We start from the raw sequence: 24,411 nt of genomic DNA, 5'->3' as shown, positions 1-24,411 counted from the left end.
AAAAAAGATTGGGAGCGGAAGATGGATGAAGCTGCCCAGAAAACAATTGAAATTTAAATATCTTTTCCTGTGTAAAAATTGTAATCCTTAATGATGATATCGATGAATCGGCGCTCCGTAAATTTCGTGGAATCAATATCTAACTTCAGAATTTCTTTAATTTTACTCGAAAGTTTAGAAAGGATTTGTCTGTCATCGCTTTTTAGTGCCTTTTGATAATTTTCTTTGATGATTCTGACATCATTATCGGTAAGCGCGATGACTTGTGGAAAAACAGGCAAATAATCTTCTTTCAAATTTTCTAAAATAGTGTGCGAAATGGTAACGTGGTTTTTCAAAGATATGACGGCAGTCCCGGAAGCAATTCCTCCTAAACGCTGATTATTTTTCGATACGATCATGCTGATCAAACCAACCACGCCCGAATTTGAAAACACATCGACCAACCGGAAAAACCAACGAATTAGATAATCCCCAAATCCAGCCTGAAAGCCATCGATCTTTACCACTTTGATCCGAACTGCTTTTTTTCCAAAAGTTTGTCCTTCCAATAGACTTTCGCAAACCAAAGTGTAAATATGAATGGGCAAAGTAATGATGATGATCACGGCCATGACGGACCAGTTGTCGAGCGTATTAAAAAAAGCCCCAAGATTAAAAACGCGGAAGAATATCAGATAGGTGACCAGTAAATAAGCACCTTTGATGAGCATGTCGATGCCAAAAGCCAATATTCTCTCGCCAACACTCGCGGTATTGAAATTTATATTTACATTTTGTGAAGTATTTATGGCGATCAGCGACATATTTTTATTATTTTAGCTTCCTTATGAGAGAAGTGGCATTCATCAAACAAAATAAAGAAAAATGGTTGGGAATCGAGCAGGTTATCGCAGGAAAATTGAAAAAAAATCCCGATGATCTCTCTTCTTTGTACATTAATCTGGTGAATGATTTGTCTTTTGCACAAACGTATTATCCGAAAAGCAAAACCACAATTTATCTAAACAATCTTTCTTCTCTTATTTTTCAGAAAATTTATAAAACGAAACGGACAGAACAAAACCGTCTGCTGTATTTTTTTAAAACTGAAGTTCCGCTTTTAGTTTATCAGTATCGCAGATATTTATTTTATGCGTTTGGATTTTTTATATTATTCACTTTAATCGGATTTATTTCCGCGTATTATGATAAGGAATTTGTGAATATTATTCTGGGAGAAGAGTATGTAAACAAGACAATTGAAAATATTAAAAAAGGCAATGCAGTCGGCGTTTATCAACAAGGTTCTAATTGGGGAAGTACAATTGGAATTACCGTAAATAATCTGAAAGTTGGCGCCATTCTATTTCTTTATGGGGTTTTCGGCGGTGTCGGAACTTTGTATGCTTTGCTCCAGAATTGTATCATGCTTGGTTCGTTTCAATATTTTTTTCACGAACATGGCGCTTTAAAAGACAGTGCAAAAGGAATTTGGCTTCACGGCGTTTTCGAAATTTTCAGTATGGTTGTAGAAACAATGGCTGGATTAATTTTAGGCGCGTCCATTCTTTTTCCGAGAACTTTTTCCAGATTTAATTCCTTTAAATTAGGTTTTAAAGATGCTTTCAAAATATTTCTCAGCACCGTTCCATTTACTATTATGGCAGGAATGATCGAAGGTTATCTCACGAGATATGCTTTGGTAATGCCAGGAATTTTAAACTTTTTAATGATCTTTGGCGCATTTGCAATAATTGGCTCCTATTATTTTATTTATCCATATTACACTTCAAAAAAACACCTCAATGATGCAGTTTTATCAGAAACGGGACTTCGGAACTTTCATTAGCGATACTTTTACGTTTTTTAAAGAGAACGGTAAAAATTATTTCAAAAATTATTTAATGATAAACGGAGTTTTACTAATTCTAATGGTGGTAATTTTCGTATTTGGTTATCGCGAATTATTTTCTCAAATGATGGGTTCAAATACGCAAGGTCAAAATTATAATTTCCAGGCTTATTTTCAGGAAAACAGTGCGGTTTTGACTTTAGTTTCTGCGATCATGTTTATTCTTTTCTTAGTGGTAATGATGGTTTCCTATTCGTACCCGATTTTATACATGAAAAGATTGAGCGAAACTGGAAATAAAAATATCAAAGCTGACGAAATTTTAAGTGATTTAAAAAAGAATTCAGGCCGATTTATTAAGTTTTTTTTAGGTTTAATTTTTATTGTCGCGCCGCTTTCGATGATTATTTTAGGTCTTTCTGCAGTCTTGATATTTGTGGTGATTGGATTTTTTCTACTGATTTTAGTGGGACCAGCAATTATGAATGTTGTCAATTTTTTGATGTTCGATTATTTTAATACAAAGAAAGGTTTTTTCGAATCGCTCAGTTACGCTGTAAGAGCGCAGTTCTCCTATGGAAATGGAAGAGATAAATCTCCTTTTTGGAAATATTGGGGTTCAACAACGGTGATGTATTTTATGATTCAGACGATAACTTCTGTGTTTGCAGTAATTCCACTAATGATTATTTCCGGTGCAATGGTTACGATACCACAAAATGGAGGTCCACAAAATCTCATGGAAGGATCAATGGGAATTTTATTTTTCTCGATTTACGGAGTTTCAATATTGATTTCCTTTTTAATGATTAATGTGATCTTTGTAAACTCGGGTTTGCAATATTATGACAGCAGAACAGATCTTCACCGGAATCTTGATCTTTCCGAAATCGATGCGATTGGTACGAATGAAATTTAGAATATTTTTACTTTTATTACATTTTTCACTCTTCGGAATTTCTCAGAAAATTCCGGATGCTCCTTTTGCAGTAAAGGTTGATTCTTTGGTTTCTTCTTCATCAAAATATCGTGCAGATTCTCTTCTTAAAAAAAATCCTACCTCAAATAATATTGTTTTTCCTAAAAGTTTCGATGAAAAATTTCAGTCAAAATACAAAAGTTCCGATTTCGATTATACGACTGTAAAACCAAGAGAATCTTTCTGGCAGAAACTTACAAAGCGAATCAGAAAGTTTCTGGAGTCTATTTTTGGCGAAGTTGATCCAAACAAAGCTTCTTCGTACACCGAAATTATTTTGAGGCTTTCAGCCATTGTAATTATTGGTTCTGTGCTTTATTTCTTAATTAAATTTTTGCTGAATAAAGACGGAAATTTCTTTTTGGGGAAGAAGAATAAGAAATCCAATATTGCGAATCAAGATTTACAAGAGAATATTCATGAGATTAATTTTAAAGAATCCATCGAAAGATTTGAGCAAGAAAAGGATTATCGTTCTGCGATTCGTTATCATTTTCTTTTTGTTTTAAAGAAATTAGCGGATAAAAAACTCATCAATTGGAATCCCGAAAAAACGAATAAAGATTATTTCGCCGAATTAAAAACAGCCGATTTGAAAACCAGTTTTCAGGAATTGAGTTATATTTTCGATTACGTTTGGTACGGAGAATTTGAAGTAAATGAAGAGCGCTACAACCACTTTAAACAAAAGTTTTTACAATTTAAAATATAGTTATTAAGCGAAAGGATTTAGAAAGAATATGAACAAAACAGTCAAATTATACGGTATTATTTTCATCATCGTGATGTTGATTTTGGCTCTGCTGGAAATCAATAAAACAGAGGTGACGGATTGGCGTAAAAATTTTGATGTGAATCAGAAATCTCCTTTCGGTCTTTTCGTTTTTAATAAAGAAGTAAATAATTTGCTCGATAAAGAAGTAAAACGAACGGAACTTTCTCCTTACAATTACTATAAAACCAATAAGGAAAAGCCACACAATATTTTGATCATTCAATCTGAAATCGATTTTGAATCCTGGAAGAAAATATTAGAAACCGTAAAATCAGGTTCAGATGCATTGATCATTGCCGAAGATTTTCATCCGAAAATTGCAGATTCTCTCCGTTTTACGCCATCTTATGTAAGTGTTCGGAGTGAGAATGTTTTTAAACTTACCGACGAGAAATTTTCTGCAGATTCTATTAAGATTGATAAATTACCTGCAAATCAAGGTTTTTCGAGGATTGATAAAGCGCACGAGATTTTAGGAAAAGCAGTTCTCGATGGAGGAAAAGTGAATTTCATTAAAGTTAATTTTGGAAAAGGTCATTTGTATCTTCATACCGAACCTTTGATTTTAACCAATTATTATCTGTTGAAACCAGAAAATCAAAAGTATGTTCAAGATGTGTTTTCTTATCTGCCGAAACGCGAAACAGTTTGGTTTACCGAATCGAATAAAGCGGCTACAGAATCGCAATCACCGTTAAGATTTATTTTATCCAAACCTGCGCTTCGATTTGCGTGGTGGTTACTTTTGGCTGGACTTTTATTATTCGTTATTTTTAATGCGAAAAGAAAACAGCGAATTGTCCCCATAATCGAACCTTTAAAAAATAAATCGGTTGAATTTGTAAAAAGCATCGGAAATTTATATTTACAGGAGGGTGATTTCCATGATATGATGGCGAAAAAAGCGCAGTATTTTCTAAATAGGGTACGACTTGATTTCATGATCGACACGCAAAATTTAGATGAGAAATTCGCGCAAACATTACACTTGAAAACAGGAAAAAGTATTGAAAAAATAAATGAAGCAATTGATTTCATCAAAAGAGGGCAAGATCCTTACGCGAGTGTGATGAAAGAAGATCTTGTAAAAATGAATCGGTTGCTCGACGAAATATTAAAGTAAAAAACACGAATTTATTAAATATAAAATGATGAATTCATCTCGAAAAAATAAGTATGGAAAATTTTGAAAACCCAAGTTCAGAGCATATAATTCCTGAATTTCAACCGCGACTTGATATGACAGAACTTCAGCAAAGTTTGGAGGCCGTAAAAGCGGAAATTGGTAAAGTGATCGTTGGTCAGGAATCGATGATTGAACATTTGTTAGCAGCACTTTTATCCAACGGGCATGTTTTAATTGAAGGTGTTCCTGGAGTTGCAAAAACCATTACGGCAAAATTATTGGCAAAAACAGTTGATGTAGGTTTTAGTCGAATTCAGTTTACACCCGATCTGATGCCGTCGGATATTTTGGGAACTTCCATTTTTAATGTTAAGAATTCTGAATTTGAATTTAAAAAAGGGCCGATTTTTTCCAGTTTTATTTTGATTGATGAAATCAACCGTTCACCTGCAAAAACGCAGTCCGCTTTGTTTGAAGTCATGGAAGAGCGTCAAATTACAATGGATGGAAAGCAATATGAAATGCAGGAACCTTTTCTTGTCGTTGCAACGCAAAATCCGATTGAACATGAAGGAACGTATCGTCTTCCGGAAGCACAACTCGATCGTTTTCTTTTTAAAATAAATGTTGGTTATCCAAATCTTTTGCAGGAAGTTCAGATTATTAAAAATCAACACGAAAATAAATTAGAAGATAAAACCGATGCTGTTCAGAAAGTAATTTCGGGAGCTCAGCTGAAAAATTATCAACAGATTGTAAAAAATGTTCTTGTAGAGCCACAATTGCTGGAATATATTGCAAAAATCATCGTCAATACAAGAGAAAATCAATTCCTTTATTTAGGAGCTTCGCCAAGAGCGAGTTTGGCTTTATTGATCGCTTCGAAATCTTTTGCGGCAATCCGAGGAAGAGATTTTGTAACTCCGGAAGATATTAAAGAAGCAAGTACTGCAGTTTTGCGCCACAGAATAATGGTTTCTCCTGAACGCGAAATGGAAGGTTTGACCGCAGATGAAATAATACGACAAATTTTGGAGGCGATTGAAATCCCGAGATAAATAATCAGCAATAAGTAATTGGCAATGAGCAATATTAAATTATAAAAATTGAAAAACCTTTATCTCAATAACCGTTTTTTCTTCACGCTTTTCGGCGTGGGAATTACTTATGTTCTGGCTTTTTTCTTTCCGGTTTTAATGGGAGTTGCGCACGGATTTTTAATTTTATTTTTTCTAGCATTCATCGTAGATTACTTGCTTTTGTTCAATCATAAAAATGGAGTTCAGGCGCAAAGAATTTTACCGGAAAAATTGTCAAATGGCGACCAAAATTCAATAAAAATTGATCTTAAAAATAATTACTCTTTTCAAATTAAAGCGAAGGTAATTGATGAAATTCCTTTTCAGTTTCAAAAGAGGGATTTTAATATTGAAAGAATCATTAAACCTAAGAAAAATGTGCTTTTCGAATATATTTTAGAACCGAAAGAACGTGGAGAATACAGTTTTGGAAATCTGAATGTTTTTGCGCAATCCATTTTAGGATTTGTTTCTAGACGTTTTACCTTCCAAAAAGATGCTTTGGTGCCGAGTTATCCCTCGTTTATTCATTTAAGGAAATATGAATTAATGGCGCTTCAAAATGAATTTCTTTTGGGCGGAATTAAAAAAATTCGGAAGTTGGGACATACGATGGAGTTTGAGCAAATCAAAGAATATGTGCCCGGCGATGATATGAGAACAATCAACTGGAAAGCAACTTCGAAGCGAAATCAGTTGATGGTGAATCAGTTTCAGGACGAAAAATCGCAGCGAATTTTTATGCTTATTGATATTGGCAGAACGATGCAAATGCCTTTTAATGGGTTGAGTTTGCTCGATTATTCCATCAATGCGACGATGGCTTTGAGTCATATTATTCTGAAGAAAAATGACCGCGCCGGAATGATGACGTTTTCGAAAAAGGCTGAAAATAAAGTTGCTGCAGATAATAAATCAGGTCAACTGAAAAAAATTTCGCAAGCACTTTATAATATTCAGACCAATTTTTTCGAAAGTGATTTTAGCAGATTGTATCAGGAAGTGAGATTCAATATTGGACAACGGAGTTTGATTTTGCTTTTTACAAATTTTGAAACTTTAGATGCTGTCAACCGACAGATGAAATACCTTCGAGGAATTACTAAAAACCATTTATTAGTTATCATCTTCTTTAAAAACTCTGAGTTGCAAAGTGTAATGAATACCAATCCTGAAAGTATTCAGGAAGTTTATGACGAAATCATCGCAGAGAAATTTGAGTACGAAAAGAAATTGATTATTCAGGAATTGAAAAAATTTGGAATTTATACGATTTATACCCTTCCCGAAAATCTGAATATCGAGGTCATTAATAAGTATTTAGAAATAAAGGCAAGAGGAATTTTATAATTAAAACACTTTCCTTTTTGCTGCTACGTAACTTATAATCTTGTAAATAACCAAAATAAGAAGTAGAATTGTAAACCAGTTCATCTTTTTCAATTTACTACTAATTTAAAAATAGACAGCGTTTTGATATAGCGTTAAATCACCCAATCTTATGAAAATCACCCTCAACAGAATCAACGACGATTATTTATTTGAATGTAAAAATTCAATAGGAAATACAATTCTTTTAGATAATATTTCTCAATCTGAAGGTACGAAAGCAGTTTCTCCCATGGAATCACTTCTAATGGCAGTCGCAGGTTGCAGTGGAATCGATATGGTTTCGATCATGAAAAAACAAAGACAGGAACTCACCAGTTTTTCTGCGGAAGTGGAAGGCGAAAGAATTCAAATGGATGAAGCAAAACCTTTCAAGAATATCATGGTGAAATTCTTTTTGGAAGGAAAAATCGATCCAAAGAAAGCGCAGAAAGCAGCAGAACTTTCCTTTGAAAAATACTGTTCGGTTTCCAAAACTTTAGAACCTAATGTAACGGTGAGTTACGGGGTTTTTGTGAATGGAGAGAAAGTTGGAGTTTAAATTTTAAGAATTTTTACCGTGCTCTAGAACCCATTCTTGGTTGAATGAGTTTTGCAATCGTCGCCGTCCAACCTGTTTGATGAGATGCACCGATTCCTTTGCCTGTATCGCCATTGAAATATTCATAAAACATAATATAATTTTTGAAGAATTCATTATGATTAAGGAATTCATTTCCACCATTAAATGCACGGTTTCCGTTTTCATCTTTCTTAAAAATAGAGTAAAGCCGTTGACTTAAATCTGTGGCAACAAAATCGAGATTTCTCAGTGTACCACTATTTGCCGGATATTCAATTTGCAGATTGTCGCCATAATAATAATGAAAACGCTGTAAACTCTCAACAATTAAGAAATTTATAGGAAACCAGATAGGTCCACGCCAATTACTATTTCCACCAAACATACTGCTGTCACTTTCTGCCGGCGTATATTTTACGGTGAAATCTTTTCCCTCGGCTGAAAAAGTAAACGGATTTTCTCCGTAAACTTTAGATAATGATCGGATTCCGTAAGGGGAAAGAAATTCATTTTCATCTACCATTCGGTTTAAAACTCTGGTCAAACGGCTTTTGCGCAGAACGCTCATCAGATGTTTTCCGCCCTTTCCTTCAACTTCCCAATGGGAAACTAAATTGGCGAGTTCGGGTTTGTTTTTTAAAATCCATTCCATTCTTTTGCGAAAATTGGGTAGTTTTTGCAAGAGGTCATGTTCCACAACTTCTACTGCAAACATCGGAATTAATCCAACGATACTTCTCAATTTTAGAGAAACAGAATCGCCATCATTCAATTGTAAAAGATCGTAGAAGAAACCATCTTCTTCGTTCCAGAGACCATTTTTTGTTTCACCCAAATTGTCCATTGCTTCAGCGATATATAAATAATGTTCAAAAAATTTAATCGCCATGTCTTCATAAATCGGATTGTAAAGTGACAATTCCATCGAAATACGCATCATATTCAATGCATACATTGCCATCCAACTTGTTCCATCAGCTTGTTCTAGATGATCACCATTTTTAAATTCCATACTTCGGTCAAAAGCACCGATATTATCCAATCCTAAAAATCCGCCACCGAAAACATTATTGCCATTTTTATCTTTTCTATTCACCCACCAGGTGAAATTCAGTAATAGTTTCTGGAAAATACTTTCCAGGAAAGGAACGTCGGGTTTTCCATGAATCATTTGATCAATTTTAAAAACTCGAAAAGTAGACCAAGCGTGAACGGGCGGATTCACATCGCTGAAATCCCACTCATAAGCAGGAAGTTGGCCGTTTGGATGAATATACCATTCTTTCGTTAATAATTTTAATTGTTGTTTCGCAAAACCAGAATCCAGGATTGCATAAGGAACGCAGTGAAAAGCCAAATCCCAAGTCGCAAACCACGGATATTCCCACTTGTCTGGCATCGAGATAATATCTTTATTCTGCATGTGTTCCCATTCCGTATTTCGGACGTAATTATCAAAATCTCTTGGGTTTTCATATTTCGAATCTCCCTTCAACCATTTAGAAACGTTATAGTGATAGAATTGTTTGTTCCATAATAATCCTGAAAAAGCTTGTCTTTGCACATTTTTTTCTTCTTCGTCTTTGATCTCGGTCTGAATGTTACTATAGAATTCGTTGGCTTCCTCTTTTCTTAAACTAAGGATCTCGTCGAAGTTATAAAAAGCATCTTCCATATCATGCGGACTAAGGCGGAAATCACAAATCTTGATTTCTCCCGCTTCAATTTCTGACTCCATTAAGAAACTTGCTTTAGTTCCGAATTGTTCAGGATTAATTGCGTTTGCATCTTCATTAATGAGGAGATTATTAATCCCGTCTTTAAAATAGTTCGCAGAAGAATTAGTATTTGGAATTTTATCCGGATTTGTCTCATTATTACAAAATACAGAAGTGGTATTTTGGTCTCTTGCGTATAATCGTTTCAAAGGAATTGAGTCATGTTCGATGTCTATAATTCCGTTAACCGAAGACTTTAGTTGTGGCTCGTAACTTCCATGGCCCCAACTCCAGTTATTTCTAAACCAGATAGTTGGTAGAATTATTAAGGGTGCTTTTTCTTTACTCCGATTGATTACAGTTACTCTGATGAGAAAATCGTCATGATTGATTTTAGCGTATTCAATGAAAATATCAAAATAATTATTATCATTAAAAATGCCGGTATTAACTAATTCATACTCAGGATCCTGTTTCGATCTTCTTCCATTTTCTGCAATTAATTCATCGTAAGGAAATTCGCTGATTGGATATTTATACACCATTTTCATGTAAGAATGAGTGGGTGTATTATCTAAATAATAGAAGATCTCTTTTAAATCTTCGCCGTGATTTCCCTCGTAATTGCTTAATCCAAAGAAACGTTCCTTGATCATTTTATCTTTCCGGTTCCAAAATGAAAAAGCGAAACACAGTCGCTGTTTAGAGTCACAGATTCCTGCGATTCCATCTTCACTCCACCGATAAGCTCTACTGATTGCCTCGTTGTAAGTCGTGTAGCCCCAAGCATTTCCGTTTGGGCTATAATCTTCACGTACCGTTCCCCATTGCCTGTTGCTCACATAAGGACCCCATTTTTTCCAGTCGCTGTCGAGCATTCTTTCTCTTTCTGTCATTTTACCTAAAATTTCTTCTGCAAAATTAAGGAATAAAAATAATTGAAAAGTTTGTGAGTAATCATTTTAATTGCTTCCTTTGCACCAGATTAGTTCATATACATATTGAAAATGTTATCAAGAAAGGTGGAGAGATAAGACTCTATGAAACCTTGGCAACCCTTCGGAAACGGAGAAGGTGCTACATTCTTACCCATTTTGGGTGAAGATAACAGAAATTTTTTTTACCCTTCTCAGGTAGCATTTTCAATTTTAATTTTAATAAAAATTGGAAAATACGCTACAACATATCAAACTCAGAAATCAGAATTTAGTATCAGGAAAAATCCTTGATATTAATTTGTCATATCAAATTTTCGGACCGGATTTGCATTCGGCACCTATCATTTTGGTCAATCATGCTTTAACGGGAAACTCAAATGTTGCCGGTGAAAGCGGTTGGTGGAATTCCCTGATTGGTGAAAACAAAATTATCGATACCAATATTTATTCTGTCGTCTGTTTTAATATTCCCGGAAATGGTTTCGATGGAAATCTAATCGAGGAAGAAAATGTTTTCACGACAAAAGACATTGCCAATATTTTTCTAAAAGGTCTCGAATTTCTCAATATCGCTAAACTTCATACTCTTATCGGTGGTTCTATTGGTGGCGCAATCGCATGGGAAATGCTTGCAATTAAAACTAATTTAGCAAATCATTTTATTCCGATTGCTTGTGATTTTAAAACTTCAGACTGGCTTCATGCTCAATGTTTAGTTCAGCAATTTCTTTTAGACCATAAAGAGGATCCTTTGCAAAAAGCAAGACTGCATGCAATGTTGTGTTACCGAACTCCGGCATCTTTAAATCAACGTTTCAGAAATGAGTTTGATGCAGAAAAGCAAATTCTCAAATCGCACGACTGGCTCAATTTCCATGGAAAATCTTTAGGCGAAAGATTTAGTTTAAGTTCTTATCGATTGATGAATTATTTACTGATATCCATTAATGCCGATTTAGAAAAGCTGCCAGAGATTACTGCTAATATTCATTTCATCGCAGTAGATTCCGATTTATTTTTTCCAGCATTTGAAATGAAAAACTGCTGTGAATTTTTAAAGAAGAATAAACAAAATGTTTTCTATCACGAAGTAAAATCCATACATGGTCACGACGCTTTTTTAATGGAATACGAACAACTTAACCACCTCTTAAATAATATATTTTATGAAAAATAGAACAGAAATAAAAATCTTAAAACATAAATCCATCATCAAATTTGAAGGAACAGATTTCTCGGGAGAAGTTGGAATTGACGGTCGAATTTTTAAAGCTTTAACTTATGCAAGAATCAGCGTTGGCGTAATTTCCCAACAAGCTGCAGAAAATGGAATTTCAGTTTTAGTCAACGAAAGTGATTCTGAAAAAGCCGTAAATTGTTTGATCGATGAATTTGAAACTAAAAGAAAATCTGGTAAAGTAAGTCAGATCTACAGCATTAATCATGTTTCAGTGATGGGATTTATTGCCAAAGATTCAACTAAAATATTGTCAGAATTAGCGCGAAATAATATTTTCCCTTTAATTTTAAATCAAGTTGCTGCTGAAAGTAAAATGAATATTGTGGTGACATCTTCCCAAGATGAAAAAGCCAAAAACATCATTGAGGCAGAAATTTTTGCCAGACCGAAAACCGTTCATTTAGCCATAATCGGTCACGGAAAAGTGGGTTCTACCTTAATCGATCAAGTTCTCAATAATGCAGTAGAAATCCGAAACCGCAAAAAGTTAGATTTGAAAATTATCGCTGTTGCAAATTCAAGAAAAATGGCTTTTAATAAAGAAGGCTTTAATGAAAGTTGGTCAGATGATATTTTAGTTGCGGAAGAAGAAACCAATATGAATTCTCTGATTGAATTTTCTCAAAGAAATCAGTTAGAAAACTTAATCGTCATCGATAATACAGCCAGTGTAGATTTCGTGAAAAATTATACCGCCTTGGCAGAAAATGGTTTCGATCTGGTATCCTCCAACAAGATTTTTAACACGCTACCAATTTCAGAATACCGCGATTTCCGACATGTTTTAGCCAAGAGAAATAAAAAATACCTCTATGAAACTAATGTCGGAGCAGGTTTGCCTTTAATTGATACCATTAAATTGCTTCATCTTTCAGGAGAAAATATCACCAGAATAAAAGGTGTTTTTTCAGGTTCACTCAGTTATATCTTCAATAATTTTTCAGTTAGTGAAGAGAAGTTTTCCACCATTTTAAAAGAAGCGATGGAAAAAGGTTTCACAGAACCGGATCCACGCGAAGACTTGTCAGGAAATGATGTCGCCCGAAAACTTTTGATTTTAGCACGCGAACTCGATTTAAGCAATGAGTTCAGCGATATTAAAATTGAAAATTTAATTGCGGACGACCTTTCAAAATTGAATAAAGACCAATTTCTTGAAAGTTTAAATCTTTTAGATGAACATTTTGAAGAGGTTAAAAGAAATCAAAAAGAAGGTTACGTTTTGCGTTTCGTGGGAGACTTACACGGCGATTTGCAGCAGGAAAAAGGCGAACTCGATGTGAAATTAATTTCTGTTCCTGCCAATTCCGCACTCGGACAATTAAAAGGATCAGATTCAATTTTCGAAATCTACACTGAAAGTTACGGGGAAAATCCACTCGTGATTATGGGAGCCGGAGCCGGAGCAAAAGTAACTGCACGTGGAGTTTTCGGAGATATTTTAAGACTTTCAGAAAATAAATAATCATGGAAAATCAATTTTCAAATTTCGAAACTCAAGCAGTTCGAATCCAGTCAGAACGTTCGCATTTCGATGAACATTCTACGCCACTTTATCTCACTTCAAGTTTTGTATTTCAGGATGCAGAAGATATGCGCGCAAGTTTTGCCGAAGAAAAACAGAAAAATATTTACAGCCGATTTTCCAATCCAAATGTGAATGAATTCACCGCAAAAATGGTTCAATTGGAAGGTGCGGAAGATGGATATTCTTTTGCTACAGGAATGGCTGCAATCTTTTCCACATTTGGCGCACTCCTACATTCTGGCGATCATATTTTAAGTTGCCGTTCCGTTTTCGGTTCTACGCATACACTTTTCACGAAATATTTCCCAAAATGGAATATTGAAACCACTTATTTTGAAGCTTCCGAAACCGATCTCGAAAAATATTTGAAACCATCAACCAAAATCCTTTACATCGAAACGCCGACCAATCCCGCGATCGAAGTTTTAGATTTAGAATTATTAGGGAAATTTGCAAAAAAGCACAATGTGATTTTCATCGTAGATAATTGTTTTGCAACGCCTTATTTGCAACAACCGATAAAATTCGGCGCCGATTTGGTCATTCATTCCGCCACGAAATTAATTGATGGTCAAGGTCGAGTTTTGGGCGGAGTTACCGTTGGAAAAAAAGATTTGATCCGCGAAATTTATTTATTTGCCAGAAATACTGGACCTGCAATGTCGCCTTTCAACGCGTGGGTTTTGAGTAAAAGTCTAGAAACTTTAGCCGTTCGTGTCGATAAACATTGTGAAAATGCTTTAAAAGTTGCTGAGTTTTTAGAAACCCATCCAAATGTTTCTTTGGTAAAATATCCTTTTTTAAAATCGCATCCCAATTACGAAACTGCCAAAAATCAAATGAAAGCCGGTGGAAATATCGTCGCTTTCGAAGTAAAAGGCGGCATCGAAGCCGGTCGAAATTTCCTCAATAAAATAAAAATGTGTTCCCTTTCCGCCAATCTCGGCGACACCCGCACAATTGTCACGCATCCCGCTTCCACAACGCATTCCAAGCTTTCCGAAGCCGAGCGAAATCAAGTCGGAATTACGGCTGGGTTGGTGCGCTGTTCTGTCGGTTTAGAATATATTGATGATATTATTAATGATTTAAAACAAGCTTTAGATTAGAATTTTTTGGGCAGATATTTCCGCCTTCCACTCCCGCTTTTTTTTCTGGTAGTTTCGACTTCGCTCAACCACCAGAAAAAAAGAGCTCCGTTCAAGTCGGGCTGCAGGTAGTTTTTAAGAATGAAGACTTCAGTTAAAATTTAAAAAATGAAAAACACAAAACAATTATATAAAGCATTAAACGAAAGAATTCTCGTCCTCGATGGAGCGATGGGAACGATGCTTCAACGTTATAATTTCACAGAAGAAGATTACCGCGGCGAACGTTTCAAAGATTGGGAACATTCTTTAAAAGGAAACAACGATCTGCTTTCCTTAACGCAACCAGAAGCAATTGAAGAAGTTCACCGAAAATATTTAGAAGCCGATGCAGACATTATCGAAACCAATACTTTTTCCGGGACAACCATCGCAATGGCAGATTATCACATGGAAGAGTTGGTGTATGAACTCAATTACGAATCTGCAAAAATTGCCCGAAAAGTTTGTGATGAGTTCACTGCAAAAAATCCTGAAAAACCAAGATTTGTGGCAGGTTCCATCGGGCCAACAAACAGAACCGCAAGTTTAAGTCCGGATGTTAATGATCCCGGATTTCGAGCAATCACTTTTGATCAATTGCGAATTGCGTACAAACAACAAGCAGAAGCACTTTTAGATGGCGGTTCAGATATTTTATTAGTTGAAACAATCTTCGATACCTTAAATGCAAAAGCTGCACTGTTCGCCATTGATGAAATTCAGGATGAAAGAAATATAGAAATCCCGATTATGGTTTCCGGCACAATCACCGATGCTTCAGGAAGAACTTTGAGCGGGCAAACCGCAGAAGCATTTTTAATATCAGTTTCGCACCTCAATTTATTAAGCGTCGGCTTAAACTGCGCTTTAGGAGCGGAACAATTGACGCCTTATCTGGAAACTTTATCCAAAAATTCGGACTTCTTAATTTCTGCCTATCCAAATGCCGGACTTCCAAACGCTTTCGGACAATACGATGAAAGTCCAGAATTTATGGCGGAGCAGATTAAAGAGTACGCAGAAAAAGGATTGATCAATATTATCGGAGGTTGTTGTGGAACTACGCCCCCACATATTCAAGCAATTGCGGATTTGGTAAAAAATTATGAACCAAGGAAAGTCAGCGTAAATTTTTAGATTATTTATAATTGAATATCAAAAATCCACGAAGTGGCGCTATCAAAAAGCATCAGATAAACGAAACGCTGCCAAATGATAATGAAAAAGAATTGCCAAAAAAGTCTGAAAGACCGTAATCAAAAGCATTGGGTAAGCAAAGCGCCGCCCAATGAAAAAAGAAATATAAAAATAATTTAAGGTCTGAAAGACCGCGATTAAAATTAACCGATGAAATTTTAAAATAAAATCACAAAACATGTCTCAATCCCTAAATAAAATATATGTTCATCTGGTTTTCAGCACTAAACATAGAAATTCTTTGATATCCAATTCAATCAAAGAAGAACTGTTTAATTATTTAGGAGGCATTTGTAAAAATTTAGAATGCAATCCAATTCAAGTTGGCGGATATAAAGATCACGTTCATATTTTATGTTTATTATCCAAAAAAATTCCATTGATGAAACTTATTGAAGAGGTGAAGTCGCACTCTTCAAAATGGATTAAAACTAAAGGAAAAGAGTTTGAAAATTTTTATTGGCAAAATGGATATGGAGCATTTTCGGTAAATCCTAGCGAAATTGAAATTGTTAAAAATTATATTATGGTCCAGGATGAGCATCATAAGACGAAATCTTTTCAGGAAGAATTTTTGGCATTTTTAAAAAAATATGATATTAAATGTGATGAAAGATACATTTGGGATTGATAGTGCGAATGGGATTGCGCCACTTCGTGGCTTTTAAAAAATTAGAAAAGAAATGAAATATTTAAAATTATCCGGTCTCGAACCGCTCATTATAACGCCGGAATCCAATTTTATTAATATTGGTGAAAGAACCAATGTGGCGGGTTCCAAAAAATTCCTTCGGCTCATTAAAGAAGGCAACTATTCTGAAGCCCTGGATATTGCACGAAATCAAGTGGAAGGCGGTGCACAAATTCTGGATATTAATTTTGATGATGGTTTGCTGGATGGGAAATTTGCAATGGTGAAATTTCTCAATTTAATTGCGTCAGAACCCGATATTTCCAGGATTCCAATTATGATCGATTCTTCAAAATGGGAAATTTTAGAAGCCGGCTTGCAAGTTGTTCAAGGAAAATGTGTGGTGAATTCTATCAGTTTAAAAGAAGGTGAAGCAGAATTTATCAATCATGCGAAGAAAATAAAAAGATATGGTGCGGCGGTTATTGTAATGGCTTTTGATAAAAATGGTCAAGCCGATAACTTTGATAGAAGAGTAGAAATTTGCAAAAGATCTTATGACATTTTAGTCAATCAGGTGAAATTTGCGTCCGAAGATATAATTTTCGATTTGAATATTTTTCCTGTCGCAACTGGCATGGACGAACATCGAAGAAACGCTATCGATTTCATAGAAGCCACGAAATGGGTTCGAGAAAATTTACCCAATGTTTCTGTAAGTGGCGGAGTTTCTAATGTTTCGTTTTCGTTTCGGGGAAATGATAATGTTCGGGAAGCGATGCATTCCGTTTTTCTTTACCACGCCATAAAAGCTGGAATGAACATGGGAATCGTGAATCCGACCATGTTGGAAGTGTATGATGAAATTCCAAAGGAATTGCTTGAATTGGTAGAAGATGTGATGCTTGATCGACGAGAAGACGCCACTGAAAGACTTTTGGATTATTCTGAACGCGTAAAATCGACTAAAAAAGAATTCGTAGAAGAATTGGAATGGCGAAAAGAACCTTTACAAAATAGAATTACGCATGCTTTGGTAAAAGGTACCGATCGGTTTATAATTGAAGATGTAGAAGAAGCAAGATCTACTTCAAAACGGCCACTAGATGTTATTGAAATTAATTTAATGACAGGAATGGGCGTTGTTGGCGATTTATTCGGGAGCGGAAAAATGTTTTTGCCCCAAGTGGTAAAATCGGCTCGAGTAATGAAAAAAGCCGTGGCTTATTTGCAACCTTATATTGAGGCAGAAAAAGATGAGAAACAAAAACCGAATGGAAAGATATTAATGGCAACAGTAAAAGGCGACGTTCATGATATTGGAAAGAATATTGTGAGTGTAGTTTTGGGTTGTAATAATTATGAAATTATAGATTTGGGAGTGATGGTTCCAGTGGATAAAATTATTGCTGCTGCGATTGAACACAATGTTGACGTTATCGGTTTAAGCGGATTGATTACGCCGAGTTTAGATGAAATGGTACACGTTGCAGACGAATTGCAAAGAAAAAATTTGAATTTTCCATTATTAATTGGTGGCGCAACAACTTCAAAAGCGCATACCGCAGTGAAAATTTTTCCAAAATACGGAAATACAGTTGTTCATGTAAATGATGCTTCCAGAGCGGTCGGTGTGGTTTCTCAATTGTTGGATCATAATCACGAAAAATATAAAGCAGATCTGAAAATTGACTACGAAGATTTCCGTCAGAAATTTTTAGATCGTCAAATTGAAAAAGTTTATGTTACGATTGATGAAGCCAGAAAACAAAATTTCACCATCGATTGGGAAAGTGAAGTCATTACGAAACCAAAATTTTTAGGAGTTAAAGTAATTGAAAATCAGGATTTACGAGAATTGCTGGATTTTATGGATTGGTCTCCTTTTTTCCGAGCCTGGGAATTACATGGAAAATATCCGCAGATTTTAACGGATGAGGTTGTTGGCGAACAAGCGACCGAATTATTTGAAGAAGCAAAAGTTTTATTAGCTAAAATTTTAGATGAAAAATTGTTTACAGCGAAGGGGATTTTTGGAATTTTCCCTGCAAATGCGAATGAAGAAGACGATATCATAATTTACGATGAAGAGCAAAATGAGATTGCTAAATTTCATACTTTAAGACAACAATTAAAGAAATCTGCGGGAAAAGAATATTTGGCTTTAAGTGATTTTATTTCTCCAAAAACTTTTGGAAAGCAAGATTATATGGGTGCTTTTGCCGTAACAACAGGATTTGGGACGGAAGAGTTAGCGCAAAAATATTATGATGATGGCGATGATTACAACGCAATTATCGTGAAAGCTTTAGCAGATCGTCTCGCAGAAGCCTTTGCAGAATTTTTACATTATAAAGTTCGAACGGAATTTTGGGGTTACGATGAAAATGAAAATCTGGGAAATGAAGATTTGATCGCCGAGAAATATTTGGGAATTCGCCCTGCTCCTGGTTATCCTGCATGTCCAGACCACTTGGAAAAGAAAACAATTTGGGATTTATTAAAAGTTAAAGAAAATATCGAGTTGGAATTGACAGAAAGTTTGGCCATGTTTCCAACTGCAGCAGTTTCCGGATATTATTTTGGAAATCCCAAAGCGAAATATTTTGGTGTTGGAAAAATTAAAGAAGATCAATTGAAGGATTATGCCGAAAGAAAAGGAGTTGATCTGGAATTCGCGAGAAAATGGCTGAGTCCGAATTTAGCGGAATAATTCTTTTACATATTATAAAATCATGAGAAACGATTTTGATTTCACAGCTATGTTAAAATATAACACTACAGAAAAAGGTGGACAAATGACACCTGCAAAATCAGGTTATAGACCTCAAATTAAGTTTGACTTTGAAGAAAGTACAACTTCAGGAAGACAAATTTTTATTGGTACAGACTGGGTTTGTCCTGGAGAAAATGTTAAAGCTGAAATAACACTTTTGTTTCCGGAAATTTTTGAGAATAAATTATTCGAAGGATTAGAGTTTAAATTTATCGAAGGTCCGAAATTGATTGGAACTGGAAAAATATTGCAGATAAATAATAAAATTTTAATAAAAACATAATGCTCAGAGCCACGAAGTGGCGAAATCATCAGCAATGGGTGAAGCCCATTGTAAAAATATAAAAATCCGGTGTGAAGCCCTGAAAGGGCGCAATCAAAATGAGAGATTGAGACCTTCTGAACAAATGGAAGATTAATTAAACGCAAAATCTGCAGCCCGACTTGAACGGAGCTCTTTTTATGAAACGAAGTGGAACAAAAAAGCGGGAGTGGAAGGCGGAAATCGCTGCCCAAATAAATATTTAAAAATTAAAGTGAGATTGCTTCGATAATCCCACACTGACAAATAAACAATGAAGATCACAGAACATATAAAAAACGCTAACGGAAAAACCTTATTCTCCCTCGAAGTCGTTCCGCCACAAAAAGGAATTGGCATCGAAGATCTATATAAAAATATTGATCCTTTGATGGAATTTGAACCACCTTTCATTGACGTTACGACTTCTCGGGAAGAATATATTTACCTGGACAAAGGGAATGGTTTGATGGAGCGAAAAATTACGAGAATGCGTCCCGGAACTTTAGGGATTTGTTCTGCAATTCAGCATAAATATAATGTTGATACGGTTCCGCACGTTTTGTGTGGTGGTTTTACGCAGGAAGAGACGGAATATCTTTTGGTTGACTGTATGTATCTCGGAATCGAAAATGTGATGGCGTTGCGCGGTGATGCAATGAAAGGACAGCAATATTTTGAGCCAACTTCTGGCGGACATAAAAATGCGATGGATCTGGTGCATCAAATGAATGATTTGGGTCGCGGGAAATATTTGCACGATGAAAATATTCTGGATGAAAATAATAAATTCTGTATTGGTGTCGCGGGTTATCCGGAGAAGCATATTGAAGCGCCCTCAATGAATTATGATTTAAAATGGTTGAAGGAAAAAGTTGATGCAGGCGCAGACTACGTGGTAACTCAAATGTTTTTTGAAAATAAAAAATTTATGGAATTTGTGAAACAAGCACGTGAGATTGGAATTACCGTTCCAATAATTCCAGGAATTAAGCCGATTGCTACAAAGAGTCATCTGCAGATGTTACCGAAAGTTTTCAAAATAGATTTGCCGGAAGATTTAATTTCTGCCGTAGAAAAAGCTAAAGATAATACCGCTGTAAAACAGATCGGAATTGAATGGACCATCAATCAGTGCAGGCAATTACTCGATTTTGGAGTTCCAGTTTTGCATTTCTATTCGATGGGAAAAAGCGACAATATCAAAAAAATTGCTTCCGAACTGTTTTAAACTGAGAAATTTTTACAAAAAAAAAGCCACGTTTCAATCTTGAAGCGTGGCTTACTAATGTTTTCTGAATTATTGATTCAAAAAGGTTCCTAACTTTTTTAGATCTTCCTCATTGTTCAACTTGATGTTATTTTTACCGATAAAATCGGTAATTTCTTTTGCTTTGTCTGGGAAATGATTTGCGAACTCTTTCGCACTTTTATTAATTTTAAAAAACTCGTTTTCTGTTTTTATAAAATATAAAGGTTTTTGCGGAATAAAAACTGCTGAACTTCCTGCAATCATAGAATTCGGAGCCGGAGTTGCAGGTTGATATTTGATTATAACTTTCTTTAAAATTCGATATTTCCCGTCAGATAACTCAAAAAAATAGCCGGAATATAGATCGTCTGTTTTTACAAAAACTAATTTCTCTTTCGTACTTAAAAAAGTAAAATAAGGATTAGAGTTGTCTTTTGGAAGCTGATAAACATCCTCATTATTCACGATTTCTACGGTATCTAAAAAACTGTTATACCGAATAGGAGCGGAAGTTGTAGTGTCACCGATCCGTGCATTAATAAATTCTGGATAATAATAAGGAATTCCTTTGATGTCAGAATATTTAATTTTAGTCGCCCCATTATTTATTTCATCAATCAGTTTACCGAACTTTGCGGTTCTGGAAATTTCACCCAAACTGATTTGTTGAGCTTGTAAACCTACCATTACAAATAGAAGAAAAATGGAACTAAAAATTGTTTTCATAGCGTAATAAGCATTTTGAATTTTAAAAAGATCGCCTTTAAATTAAAAGGTCCGAATAATACGATTCAATTTTTTAATTAGAAGTGTTGAGAAAATTGACCAGTCTTGTAAGATCCGAATCCTCATTAAATTTGATTTTGTTTTTCTTCACGAAATCTGTAATTACGTCTTTTTTATCAGGCATTGCAGTCGTTAAATCTTTCACATTTTTAGTCAGTTTGATCACGTCAGAATCTGTTTTGATGTAATAAACAGGATTCAAATTCTCAAATCTTGGGAGAATTGCCGGAGTGAAAGAATTTACTGCAGGAGAACCTTCACGAAATTCAGCTTTCAGTTTTTTTAGCAAAGTATATTTCCCTTTTGCCAGTTCGAAATAATATCCTTGTGGAATATTGCCTGTTGTGACATAAACAAGTACAGCACTCGGGTTTATAAAAGTAATTCGGCCGTATTTTTGAGATTTAGGCAACTCGAAAATATCTTCGTTATTCTGTAATTCTACCGTATCAGTGTAGGTGTTGTATCTTGCTTTGATCAAACTCGTGGCGTTTTCGATATTCGCAGAAACGAAATTCTTTGCAAAATAAGCATTGCCCTCGATGTCAGCATACACCAATGCTAAACCTTTCGGAGCATTTACACGGTCTATAAATTTATTAAACCGGACCGCTTCATTAAAATAATTTGCCTGTGCACTTATACTAATTGCAGTAAATAGGGAAAGTGCTATTGTTGCTAATGATTTCATAGTTTGCATTTCTTTTTTGTAAATATACAGTTTAAAGCGAAAACCGAAAAATTATGTTAACTAACATTCGATTATGATCGTATTTGATGATTTAATTAACCAGAAGTTAGCTGAGGTTATTGTATTTCTTCATTAATTTTTCATAAAAAGTTTGCGACAAAAGCCATTTTAGAGGTACAGCAATTTTTTGTCCGAATTTCCCAAAGTAATAGTGAACTTTCCAGTTTTTTTTAGCTAATAATCTTTCGATATACGCTGCAACTTCCTCAGGTTCGCTGCCTTCATCGACATGAGAATTCATCAATTTATAAACTTTCTCAAAAGTTTTTTTGTAAGGTTCAGAAACTTTTGTTTTCACCCGATTTTCTGCAATATTTGTCTTAATGTCGCCCAAATGTAAAGCGCAGATCTCAATATTCCTAGGTGAAACTTCGTAGCGGATTGCTTCCGTCACTTTATCCAAAGCAGATTTTGAGGCTGAGTAAAATCCTCGAAAAGGCAATCCCATTTCTGAACCAATGCTAGAAATATTGATGATTTTCCCAGATTTCTGTTCCCTCATTTTTGGTAAAACAGCAGTCATCATTTGTACAGAACCAACCAGATTCAGATTAAATAATTTCAGAATTTCCTCCTGCGAAGAATCTTCTACAGCTCCAACCATTCCAATTCCGGCATTGTTGATGAGTACATCGATTCTTTTTTCAGTTTTTAAAATTTCAGAAATAGCGTTTTGAACTTGTTTGTTATCGGTGATATCAGTAAGAATGGTTTTGAAATGTTCAGAATCTGCGGGTTTTCTGCTCAGTCCAAAAACCTGATGCCCTTTTTTTCCAAAAAATTCAGCCAAAGCAAAACCTATTCCGGTAGAAGTTCCTGTAATTATGATCGTCATTTTTTAATCTAATTTTTCTAAGATATTGTCAAAATCTTCCCAGAAATCAGGATATGATTTTTTGACAACATCTTCGTTCTCAATGTTTAAACTTTTAATCAAGCAAAATGGTGCGAAACTCATCGCCATTCTGTGATCGTTGTAAGTTGCGATGGAAATGCTTTCATTTGCCTCAAAAAATTTCTGTGAAGTAATAGAATCATCGGTGATTTCTGCAATGCATCCTATTTTAAACAGTTCGTTTTTTAAAGCTAAAAGTCGGTCGGTTTCTTTTACTTTTAATGTTGATAAGCCTGTAATTTCAAACGGAATATTCATCGCCGTCGCCGTAATACAGATCGTTTGCGCGATATCTGGACAATCATTCATGTCTAAAATAATCTTTTCGGGATAATTAAAATAATATTCCGGGAAAAGTGAGATCCGGGATTCGGCACCTTCTGAGATGGTGTTCACTCCGAAATATTTCCAGTAAATTTCTCGTAAAATAGAATCGCCCTGCAAAGAGTAGGGTTTAAAATATCTCAAATTAATGGTGTCTCGTGCGATCGCCGCAATCGAGTAAAAATAAGAAGCAGAACTCCAGTCGCTTTCCACCACGAACGGAATGATTTGAGAACTTCTCATTGGATTCTGCATATCAGGAAAAATCTGAATGGTATTTTCTTCCCATTGATAGGAAATCCCTATGGTTCTCAAAATTTTCAAAGTCATTTCGAGGTAAGGTTTTGAAGTCACTTTTCCTACTAGATTTATTTCTAAACCATTTTCTAATTTCGCACCTATTAACATCAGTGAAGAAATAAACTGACTCGAAATATGCGCAGGAATCGTCACTGAACTCTTTTCAAATTTTTTACCCATTATTTTCAAAGGCGGAAATCCTTCATTTTCAAGATACGTAATATCAGCGCCTAAATCTCGCAAAGCATCAACCAAATATTGAATCGGGCGTTGTTTCATTCGGTCAGAACCAGTTAGTATAAACGTTTTCCCTTCCTGAATAGCGTAATATGACGTTAGAAATCGCATCGCAGTTCCAGCGTGATGAATGTCGATAATTTCTGAATTACTGTCAAGTGCATTTTGTAAAAGTTGAGTATCCTCAGAATTGGATAGATTCTCAATAATTATATTTTCAAACAACTTATTCAAAATCAACAAACGATTCGAAATACTTTTCGAACCGCTTATTTCTAAGGTTTTATTACCTATTAATTTAGATTTTTCTAATAACATTTAATAATTTAAAATTTATTTCAGCTTTTCATTATTTTGGTGGCGGTCTTTATCTCGATCTGTTTTCGCCTTCATTTTTTTATCAAATGCTTCCTGAAGGTTTGTGCCAGTTTGGTTCGCTAAACATAGCGTGACAAATAAAACGTCGGCTAATTCTTCGCCGAGATCTTTTGTTTTGTCAGATTCTTTTTCACTTTGCTCGCCATATCTTCTTGCAATAATTCTTGCGACTTCACCAACTTCCTCAGTCAACATTGCCATATTCGTGAGTTCATTAAAATAGCGAACACCAACTGTTTTTATCCATTCATCGACTTCATTTTGAAGTTTTGTAATTTCCATATT

The 24,411-nt window shown here is 35.1% G+C and carries 22 protein-coding genes and 1 riboswitch; of the genes, 15 read left to right on the top strand and 7 right to left on the bottom strand.

Going from position 1 to position 24,411, the window contains the following annotated elements; genetic code table 11:
• Positions 1 to 53: 53 nt before the first annotated feature.
• The gene (locus tag OA86_RS04170; protein ID WP_039349315.1) at positions 54 to 806 is read right to left on the bottom strand and encodes an RDD family protein; all 753 of its coding nucleotides are present in this window, start codon (positions 804 to 806) and stop codon (positions 54 to 56) included.
• A 23-nt stretch (positions 807 to 829) separates the two neighbouring features.
• Between OA86_RS04170 and OA86_RS04165 the strand changes: the two genes are divergently transcribed.
• From OA86_RS04165 to OA86_RS04135, 7 genes are all read left to right on the top strand, one after another.
• Positions 830 to 1,831 (top strand): stage II sporulation protein M, encoded by a 1,002-nt coding sequence (locus OA86_RS04165; protein WP_039349312.1) that lies wholly within the window; start codon positions 830 to 832, stop codon positions 1,829 to 1,831.
• Positions 1,788 to 2,753, top strand: coding sequence for a DUF4013 domain-containing protein (locus OA86_RS04160; protein WP_039349310.1), 966 nt, complete (start codon positions 1,788 to 1,790; stop codon positions 2,751 to 2,753). The genes OA86_RS04165 and OA86_RS04160 overlap by 44 nt, the downstream gene beginning before the upstream one ends.
• Entirely contained in the window at positions 2,743 to 3,525 is a 783-nt protein-coding gene (locus OA86_RS04155; protein ID WP_052257378.1) for a DUF4129 domain-containing protein, read from the top strand. Before OA86_RS04160 ends, OA86_RS04155 begins: the two co-directional genes overlap by 11 nt.
• Positions 3,526 to 3,553: 28 nt before the next feature.
• Positions 3,554 to 4,711: a DUF4350 domain-containing protein gene (locus OA86_RS04150; protein ID WP_039349307.1), complete on the top strand. Its 1,158-nt coding sequence runs from the start codon at positions 3,554 to 3,556 to the stop codon at positions 4,709 to 4,711.
• 53 nt (positions 4,712 to 4,764) lie between these two features.
• Complete coding sequence (locus tag OA86_RS04145) at positions 4,765 to 5,772, top strand: AAA family ATPase (protein WP_039349304.1); 1,008 nt, start codon at positions 4,765 to 4,767, stop codon at positions 5,770 to 5,772.
• Between the two features lie 48 nt (positions 5,773 to 5,820).
• Positions 5,821 to 7,143: a DUF58 domain-containing protein gene (locus OA86_RS04140; RefSeq protein WP_039349301.1), complete on the top strand. Its 1,323-nt coding sequence runs from the start codon at positions 5,821 to 5,823 to the stop codon at positions 7,141 to 7,143.
• 151 nt (positions 7,144 to 7,294) lie between these two features.
• Positions 7,295 to 7,723 carry an OsmC family protein gene (locus tag OA86_RS04135; RefSeq protein WP_039349298.1) on the top strand — a complete coding sequence of 143 codons (429 nt, stop codon included), beginning with the start codon at positions 7,295 to 7,297 and terminating at the stop codon, positions 7,721 to 7,723.
• Positions 7,724 to 7,736: 13 nt separating this feature from the next.
• Here the strand turns inward: OA86_RS04135 and OA86_RS04130 are convergent, their stop codons facing one another.
• The gene (locus OA86_RS04130) at positions 7,737 to 10,358 is read right to left on the bottom strand and encodes an MGH1-like glycoside hydrolase domain-containing protein (protein WP_039349295.1); all 2,622 of its coding nucleotides are present in this window, start codon (positions 10,356 to 10,358) and stop codon (positions 7,737 to 7,739) included.
• 111 nt (positions 10,359 to 10,469) lie between these two features.
• Positions 10,470 to 10,573: riboswitch (SAM riboswitch) on the top strand.
• A 53-nt stretch (positions 10,574 to 10,626) separates the two neighbouring features.
• Here OA86_RS04130 and OA86_RS16100 point away from each other — a divergent pair.
• The 8 genes from OA86_RS16100 (at position 10,627) to metF (ending at position 20,434) form a co-directional block, all read left to right on the top strand.
• A complete protein-coding gene (locus tag OA86_RS16100; RefSeq protein ID WP_039349293.1) occupies positions 10,627 to 11,577 on the top strand; it encodes an alpha/beta fold hydrolase in 951 nt (316 codons plus the stop codon).
• On the top strand, positions 11,567 to 13,105 hold the full coding sequence (locus OA86_RS16095) for an ACT domain-containing protein (RefSeq protein WP_039349290.1): 1,539 nt from the start codon (positions 11,567 to 11,569) through the stop codon (positions 13,103 to 13,105). Before OA86_RS16100 ends, OA86_RS16095 begins: the two co-directional genes overlap by 11 nt.
• Before the next feature lie 2 nt (positions 13,106 to 13,107).
• Positions 13,108 to 14,277 carry a trans-sulfuration enzyme family protein gene (locus OA86_RS04115; RefSeq protein ID WP_039349287.1) on the top strand — a complete coding sequence of 390 codons (1,170 nt, stop codon included), beginning with the start codon at positions 13,108 to 13,110 and terminating at the stop codon, positions 14,275 to 14,277.
• Positions 14,278 to 14,424: 147 nt separating this feature from the next.
• Complete coding sequence (locus OA86_RS04110) at positions 14,425 to 15,435, top strand: homocysteine S-methyltransferase family protein (protein WP_039349283.1); 1,011 nt, start codon at positions 14,425 to 14,427, stop codon at positions 15,433 to 15,435.
• Between the two features lie 238 nt (positions 15,436 to 15,673).
• Entirely contained in the window at positions 15,674 to 16,126 is a 453-nt protein-coding gene (tnpA, locus tag OA86_RS04100) for an IS200/IS605 family transposase (protein WP_039349276.1), read from the top strand.
• A gap of 52 nt (positions 16,127 to 16,178) precedes the next feature.
• Positions 16,179 to 18,839, top strand: a complete 2,661-nt coding sequence (gene metH, locus OA86_RS04095; RefSeq protein ID WP_052257377.1) for a methionine synthase — start codon at positions 16,179 to 16,181, stop codon at positions 18,837 to 18,839.
• Positions 18,840 to 18,861: 22 nt separating this feature from the next.
• The gene (locus OA86_RS04090; protein ID WP_052257376.1) at positions 18,862 to 19,185 is read left to right on the top strand and encodes a hypothetical protein; all 324 of its coding nucleotides are present in this window, start codon (positions 18,862 to 18,864) and stop codon (positions 19,183 to 19,185) included.
• Between the two features lie 292 nt (positions 19,186 to 19,477).
• Complete coding sequence (metF, locus tag OA86_RS04085; protein WP_039349273.1) at positions 19,478 to 20,434, top strand: methylenetetrahydrofolate reductase [NAD(P)H]; 957 nt, start codon at positions 19,478 to 19,480, stop codon at positions 20,432 to 20,434.
• A gap of 69 nt (positions 20,435 to 20,503) precedes the next feature.
• Here metF and OA86_RS04080 read toward each other — a convergent pair whose 3' ends face one another.
• From OA86_RS04080 to OA86_RS04060, 5 genes are all read right to left on the bottom strand, one after another.
• Positions 20,504 to 21,181 carry a hypothetical protein gene (locus tag OA86_RS04080; RefSeq protein WP_039349270.1) on the bottom strand — a complete coding sequence of 226 codons (678 nt, stop codon included), beginning with the start codon at positions 21,179 to 21,181 and terminating at the stop codon, positions 20,504 to 20,506.
• Between the two features lie 73 nt (positions 21,182 to 21,254).
• A complete protein-coding gene (locus tag OA86_RS04075) occupies positions 21,255 to 21,932 on the bottom strand; it encodes a hypothetical protein (RefSeq protein WP_039349267.1) in 678 nt (225 codons plus the stop codon).
• Between the two features lie 106 nt (positions 21,933 to 22,038).
• Complete coding sequence (locus OA86_RS04070; protein WP_039349264.1) at positions 22,039 to 22,827, bottom strand: SDR family oxidoreductase; 789 nt, start codon at positions 22,825 to 22,827, stop codon at positions 22,039 to 22,041.
• Between the two features lie 3 nt (positions 22,828 to 22,830).
• The gene (locus OA86_RS04065; protein WP_039349261.1) at positions 22,831 to 24,066 is read right to left on the bottom strand and encodes a 3-phosphoshikimate 1-carboxyvinyltransferase; all 1,236 of its coding nucleotides are present in this window, start codon (positions 24,064 to 24,066) and stop codon (positions 22,831 to 22,833) included.
• 15 nt (positions 24,067 to 24,081) lie between these two features.
• Complete coding sequence (locus OA86_RS04060) at positions 24,082 to 24,408, bottom strand: nucleotide pyrophosphohydrolase (protein ID WP_039349258.1); 327 nt, start codon at positions 24,406 to 24,408, stop codon at positions 24,082 to 24,084.
• Between the last annotated feature and the right edge of the window lie 3 nt (positions 24,409 to 24,411).

Source organism: Kaistella jeonii (assembly GCF_000812865.1).
GTDB classification, from domain to species: Bacteria; Bacteroidota; Bacteroidia; order Flavobacteriales; family Weeksellaceae; genus Kaistella; species Kaistella jeonii.
Note: the sequence above shows the minus strand (reverse complement) of the source record. Positions and strands in the feature narration are given on the sequence as shown.

What these genes read in the sequence shown, in the direction of transcription:
- tnpA (WP_039349276.1), top strand. Translation starts at nt 15,674, where the DNA reads ATGTCTCAATCCCTAAATAAAATATATGTTCATCTGGTTTTCAGCACT.
- OA86_RS04090 (WP_052257376.1), top strand. Translation starts at nt 18,862, where the DNA reads ATGAGAAACGATTTTGATTTCACAGCTATGTTAAAATATAACACTACA.
- OA86_RS04060 (WP_039349258.1), bottom strand. Translation starts at nt 24,408, where the DNA reads ATGGAAATTACAAAACTTCAAAATGAAGTCGATGAATGGATAAAAACA.
- OA86_RS04065 (WP_039349261.1), bottom strand. Translation starts at nt 24,066, where the DNA reads ATGTTATTAGAAAAATCTAAATTAATAGGTAATAAAACCTTAGAAATA.
- OA86_RS04170 (WP_039349315.1), bottom strand. Translation starts at nt 806, where the DNA reads ATGTCGCTGATCGCCATAAATACTTCACAAAATGTAAATATAAATTTC.
- OA86_RS04150 (WP_039349307.1), top strand. Translation starts at nt 3,554, where the DNA reads ATGAACAAAACAGTCAAATTATACGGTATTATTTTCATCATCGTGATG.
- OA86_RS04075 (WP_039349267.1), bottom strand. Translation starts at nt 21,932, where the DNA reads ATGAAATCATTAGCAACAATAGCACTTTCCCTATTTACTGCAATTAGT.
- OA86_RS04160 (WP_039349310.1), top strand. Translation starts at nt 1,788, where the DNA reads ATGATGCAGTTTTATCAGAAACGGGACTTCGGAACTTTCATTAGCGAT.
- OA86_RS04110 (WP_039349283.1), top strand. Translation starts at nt 14,425, where the DNA reads ATGAAAAACACAAAACAATTATATAAAGCATTAAACGAAAGAATTCTC.
- OA86_RS04130 (WP_039349295.1), bottom strand. Translation starts at nt 10,358, where the DNA reads ATGACAGAAAGAGAAAGAATGCTCGACAGCGACTGGAAAAAATGGGGT.
- OA86_RS04135 (WP_039349298.1), top strand. Translation starts at nt 7,295, where the DNA reads ATGAAAATCACCCTCAACAGAATCAACGACGATTATTTATTTGAATGT.
- OA86_RS16095 (WP_039349290.1), top strand. Translation starts at nt 11,567, where the DNA reads ATGAAAAATAGAACAGAAATAAAAATCTTAAAACATAAATCCATCATC.
- OA86_RS04080 (WP_039349270.1), bottom strand. Translation starts at nt 21,181, where the DNA reads ATGAAAACAATTTTTAGTTCCATTTTTCTTCTATTTGTAATGGTAGGT.
- OA86_RS04165 (WP_039349312.1), top strand. Translation starts at nt 830, where the DNA reads ATGAGAGAAGTGGCATTCATCAAACAAAATAAAGAAAAATGGTTGGGA.
- metH (WP_052257377.1), top strand. Translation starts at nt 16,179, where the DNA reads ATGAAATATTTAAAATTATCCGGTCTCGAACCGCTCATTATAACGCCG.
- OA86_RS04155 (WP_052257378.1), top strand. Translation starts at nt 2,743, where the DNA reads ATGAAATTTAGAATATTTTTACTTTTATTACATTTTTCACTCTTCGGA.
- OA86_RS04145 (WP_039349304.1), top strand. Translation starts at nt 4,765, where the DNA reads ATGGAAAATTTTGAAAACCCAAGTTCAGAGCATATAATTCCTGAATTT.
- OA86_RS04070 (WP_039349264.1), bottom strand. Translation starts at nt 22,827, where the DNA reads ATGACGATCATAATTACAGGAACTTCTACCGGAATAGGTTTTGCTTTG.
- OA86_RS04115 (WP_039349287.1), top strand. Translation starts at nt 13,108, where the DNA reads ATGGAAAATCAATTTTCAAATTTCGAAACTCAAGCAGTTCGAATCCAG.
- metF (WP_039349273.1), top strand. Translation starts at nt 19,478, where the DNA reads ATGAAGATCACAGAACATATAAAAAACGCTAACGGAAAAACCTTATTC.